Origin of the sequence: Intrasporangium sp. (assembly GCF_032907665.1) — a bacterium.
Lineage (GTDB): Bacteria > Actinomycetota > Actinomycetes > Actinomycetales > Dermatophilaceae > Intrasporangium.
In genome coordinates, this window is the sequence record NZ_JAJJPG010000187.1 from 1 (window position 1) to 5,174 (window position 5,174).

The 5,174-nt window shown below is 70.8% G+C and carries 4 protein-coding genes; all 4 read left to right on the top strand.

Annotation, left to right across the window (positions count from 1 at the left end):
• Positions 1-327, top strand: a 327-nt coding sequence (locus tag LOY02_RS17680) for an NAD(P)H-dependent oxidoreductase subunit E (protein ID WP_317183686.1), incomplete at its 5' end; no start/stop codon positions are given.
• Positions 324-1,862, top strand: a complete 1,539-nt coding sequence (locus LOY02_RS17685; RefSeq protein WP_317183687.1) for an NADH-ubiquinone oxidoreductase-F iron-sulfur binding region domain-containing protein — start codon at positions 324-326, stop codon at positions 1,860-1,862. The genes LOY02_RS17680 and LOY02_RS17685, both read left to right, overlap by 4 nt.
• A complete protein-coding gene (fdhF, locus tag LOY02_RS17690) occupies positions 1,859-4,696 on the top strand; it encodes a formate dehydrogenase subunit alpha (protein WP_317183688.1) in 2,838 nt (945 codons plus the stop codon). The genes LOY02_RS17685 and fdhF overlap by 4 nt, the downstream gene beginning before the upstream one ends.
• Complete coding sequence (locus tag LOY02_RS17695; protein WP_317183689.1) at positions 4,693-4,950, top strand: formate dehydrogenase subunit delta; 258 nt, start codon at positions 4,693-4,695, stop codon at positions 4,948-4,950. Before fdhF ends, LOY02_RS17695 begins: the two co-directional genes overlap by 4 nt.
• Positions 4,951-5,174: the final 224 nt, after the last annotated feature.

Below are 5,174 nucleotides of genomic sequence, written 5' to 3' on the forward strand. Positions count from 1 at the left end.
CAGGACGTCGAGGCCGTCGCCGACGTGCTGAACCTGTCCGTCGCCGACGTCCACGGCGTCGTGTCGTTCTACAAGGACTTCCGCACCGAGCCGGCCCCCGCACACACGGTGCACCTCTGCCGGGCCGAGGCATGCCAGGCGGTCGGGGCCGAGCAGGTCTACGCCGATGCCCGGGGCCGTTTCGCACAGCGCGACGATGTCGAGGTCGACGAGGTCTTCTGCCTGGGCAACTGCGCGCTCGGCCCGTCCGGGATGGTGGACGGACGGCTGCACGGCAGGCTCTCCGGCGAACGCCTCGCCGGGCTGGCCGAGGAGTGGGCCCGGTGAGCGGGGACGCCGTGACCACCGTCTACGTCCCGCAGGACTCGAGTGCCGTCGCGGTCGGGGCGGACGACGTCGCTGCCGCGTTGGCCACCCGCGACGGGGTGCAGGTCGTGCGCACGGGTTCGCGCGGCCTGCTCTGGCTCGAGCCGCTCGTCGAGGTGCTCACGCCAGGAGGGCGCGTCGGCTACCCCAATGTCACCCCCGGGACGCTCCCTGCCCTCATCGAGGAAGGCCTGCTCGCCGGTGCCGACGTCGGCGGCTCGATCGGAGTCGTGGACGAGTACCCCTGGCTCGCCCGGCAGCGCCGGGTCTCCTTCGCGCGCGTCGGCGTGATCGAGCCGACGAGCATCGCGGACTACGAGGCCCACGGGGGGTGGAGCGGACTGCGCCGTGCGCTCGCGATGGACCCCCATGAGGTCGTGGAAGAGGTCACGACGTCGGGCCTGCGGGGCCGGGGCGGCGCCGGCTTCCCCACCGGCGTGAAGTGGCGCACTGTCCTCGAGGCGGCCGGTGACCCGAAATTCGTCTGCTGCAACCTCGACGAGGGAGACAGCGGCACCTTCGCCGACCGGATGCTCGCGGAGGGTGATCCCTTCACCCTCATCGAGGGGATGCTCATCGCGGCCCATGCGGTCGGTGCGCGGGAGGGCTACATCTACTGCCGGTCCGAGTATCCTGCCGCGGCCGACACGTTGCGCCGCGCGATCGAGATCGCCTACGCCCACGGGTGGCTCGGCGAGCGGATCCAGGGCAGCGACCTGTCCTTCGACCTCGTCGTCCGTCTCGGCGCGGGCGCCTACATCTGCGGCGAGGAGACCTCGATGCTCGAGTCCCTCGAGGGCCGCCGCGGGGAGGTGCGCTCCAAGCCGCCCATCCCCGCTCTCGAGGGGCTGTTCGGGCAGCCGACTGTCGTCAACAACGTGCTGACGTTCGCCGCCGCGCCGATGATCCTCGCCGACGGCGGCGCCGCCTACGCCTCCCTCGGGTCCGGCCGGTCGCGAGGCACCCAGGTCTTCCAGCTCGCGGGCAACATCCGTCGGGGCGGCATCGTCGAGGCCGACTTCGGCGTGTCGCTGCGCGAGCTCGTCGAGGACTTCGGCGGCGGGACGCTCTCCGGCCGCCCGGTCCGCGCCGTCCAGGTGGGCGGTCCGCTGGGGGCCTACCTGCCCGCCGACCGTCTTGACGTGCCAATGGACTACGAGGCCCTCCTCGAGGCGGGCGGGATGCTCGGGCACGGCGGGGTCGTCGTCTTCGACGAGACCTTCGATGCCGCACGGATGGCACGCTTCGCGATGGAGTTCTGCGCCAAGGAGTCCTGCGGGAAGTGCACGCCGTGCCGGGTCGGCTCGGTCCGCGGCGTCGAGACCATCGACCGCATCATCGCCGGGACCGACCGCGAGCGGAACCTGCTGCTCCTCGACGACCTGTGCACCACGATGACCAAGGGGTCGCTCTGCGCCATGGGCGGCCTCACCCCGATGCCGGTGCAGAGCGCTCTCCGGCACTTCGCGGAGGACTTCGACAGGAGTACCCCATGACCTTGCCCAACGTGACAGACCCCTACCTGCCCGAGCCGGACCTCGGCACCCCCGCCGTCGACGGGCCACGGTCCGCCCACGTCGTCGTCGACGGGATCGGGGTCGACGTCGCCCCCGGCACGTCCGTCCTGCGCGCCGCCAAGGAGGCCGGGATCGACATCCCGAAGCTCTGCGCGACGGACTCGCTCAAGGCGTTCGGGTCCTGCCGGCTCTGCCTCGTCGAGGTCGAGGGCGGCAAGGGCACACCGGCCTCGTGCACGACACCGTGCGTCGACGGCATGGTCGTGTCGACCCAGACCGAGCAGCTGCGCGACCTGCGTCGCGGCGTCATGGAGCTCTACCTGTCCGACCACCCGGAGGACTGCCCCGGCTGCGCCCGCGGGAACTGCGAGATGCAGTCGCTCGCGCGGGAGACCGGCGTGGCCGAGGTGCGCTACGGACTGGGCGGCGCCAACCACCTCACGGATCCCGTGGACGCGTCGAACCCCTACTTCGCCTACGACCCCAAGGCCTGCATCGTCTGCTCCCGCTGCGTCCGGGCCTGTTCGGAGATCCAAGGCACCTTCGCCCTCACCGTGGAGGGCCGTGGCTTCGACTCCCGGATCTCCGCCAGTGGTGCGCCGAGCTTCCTCGAGTCCGAGTGCGTCTCGTGCGGTGCCTGCGTGCAGGCCTGCCCGACGGATGCCCTGACCGAGAAGTCCGTCATCGAGCTCGGCATGCCGACCCGCTCGGTCGACACGACGTGCGCCTACTGCGGCGTCGGCTGCTCGTTCCGGGCCGAGGTCCAGGGCGCCGGCGACGCGACCCGCGTGGTGCGCATGATGCCCAGCAAGGCCGGCGGGGCCAACGAGGGCCACTCGTGCGTCAAGGGCCGATTCGCCTACGGCTACGCCAGCCACCGCGACCGGCAGCTCGAGCCGATGGTCCGCGACTCGATCGACGACGAGTGGCGGAAGGTGTCGTGGGACGAGGCGATCGGTCGGGTCGCCAGCGGCTTCAAGGACATCCAGGCGCGCCACGGTATCGGCGCGGTCGGCGGCATCTCCTCCTCCCGGTGCACCAACGAGGAGGTGTACGTCGTCCAGAAGCTGGTCCGGGCCGCCTTCGCCAACAACAACATCGACACCTGTGCGCGGGTGTGCCACTCCCCCACCGGCTACGGCCTCAACCAGACCTTCGGCACCTCCGCGGGCACCCAGGACTTCGCCTCCGTCGAGCACTGCGACGTCATGCTCCTCATCGGGGCCAACCCGACCGACGCGCACCCCGTCTTCGCGTCCCGGATGAAGCGACGGCTGCGCGAGGGTGCGACGATCATCGTGGCCGATCCCCGCCGGATCGACCTCGTGCGCACCCCCCACGTCGAGGCAGCCCATCACCTGCCGCTCCTGCCGGGCAGCAACGTCGCCTTCATCAACGCCATGGCGCACACCATCGTCACCGAGGGACTGCACGACGAGGCGTTCATGCGGGCCAGGTGCGAGAACGTCGACGACTACCTCGAGTTCATCACGCGCGAGGAGAACTCCCCCGAGGCGACAGCGGAGGCAACGGGCATCGACCCGTCAGAGTTGCGCGCGGCGGCGCGGCTCTATGCCGCCGGGCCCAACTCCGCGATCTACTACGGGCTCGGGGTCACCGAGCACAGCCAGGGCTCGACGATGGTCATGGGCCTGGCCAACCTCGCCATGGTCACCGGCAACGTCGGTCGCGAGGGTGTCGGCGTCAACCCGCTCCGCGGGCAGAACAACGTCCAGGGCTCGTGCGACATGGGCTCCTTCCCGCACGAGCTGCCCGGCTACCGCCACATCGGGCTCGACGACGTCCGGGCCATCTACGAGTCGCTCTGGGGAGTCACCCTCGACCCGGAGCCCGGACTGCGCATCCCCAACATGTTCGACGCGGCCATCGGCGGATCGTTCAAGGGACTCTTCGTCCAGGGCGAGGACATCGCGCAGTCCGACCCCAACCTCAACCACGTCCGCGAGGCCCTCACGTCGATGGAGCTCGTCGTCGTGCAGGACCTCTTCCTCAACGAGACGGCGAAGTACGCCCACGTCTTCCTCCCCGGCACCTCCTTCCTCGAGAAGGACGGCACGTTCACCAACGCCGAGCGCAGGCTCAACCGGGTCCGGCCGGTGCTGCCCAGTCGCACCGGCAAGGACGAGTGGGAGATCGTGTGCGACATCGCCACCGCGATGGGCTACCCGATGTCGTACCCGGACGCCGCGGCGATCATGGACGAGATCGCGGCGACGACACCGACCTTCGCCGGGGTGTCCTTCGCCCGGCTCGATGCCGAGGGCAGCATGCAGTGGCCCGTCAACGATCGGGCGCCCCGGGGCACCCCGACGATGCACGTCGGCGAGTTCGTGCGCGGCAAGGGACGCCTCGTTCCCACCGTCTACGTGCCGACCACGGAGCAGACGAGCCGTCGCTACCCGCTCGTCCTCACCACGGGCCGGATCCTCACCCAGTACAACGTGGGCGCGCAGACCCGACGGACCGCGAACGAGACCTGGCATCCCGAGGACGTCCTCGAGATCCATCCCGCCGACGCAGAGATGAGGGGGATCCACACCGGCGACCGGGTCGAGCTGACCAGCCGGGTCGGGACGACGACCCTGCATGCCCTCGTCTCCGAGCGGATGCAGCCCGGCGTCGTCTACACGACCTTCCACCACCCGGTGACCGGGGCCAACGTCGTGACGACCGAGAACTCCGACTGGGCCACGAACTGCCCCGAGTACAAGGTGACGGCCGTCCAGGTGGGCGTCGCCAATGCGGGCGACGAGGCCCTCGCCCAAGCCTCCGAGGCGGTGGTGTCGCGGTGAGCGAGGCCCTTCCCCCGGAGATCCGTATGGGCAACGACATCGCGCGCGCCATGCGCCACCTGGCGCCCGACGAGGCGGCCACGGCGGTCGCGACCCACGTGAAGAAGTTCTGGGACCCTCGGATGCGCAAGGCACTCACCGAGCGGGTCCGCGAGGGCGACCCGCGCATCGATCCTCTCCTCGCCGCAGCCACCGTGTCGTACCTCGGCGGCCACGTCGATCGCGCCGAGGTGGCCGAGCCCTCCGGCGGCTGAATCCCGTCCCTCGCCCATCCTCACGGCACCCCCGACGCACTGCACCCTCACGGCACCCCCGACGCACTGCACCCTCGAGTGGCCCCGCTGTCCACAGGGCGACCGAGGTCAGGCTGGGTACTCGGGGCCACTCGACCAGGCATCTCGACGCACTGCACCCTCGAGTGGCCCCGCTGTCCACAGGGCGACCGAGGTCAGGCTGGGTACTCGGGGCCACTCGACTC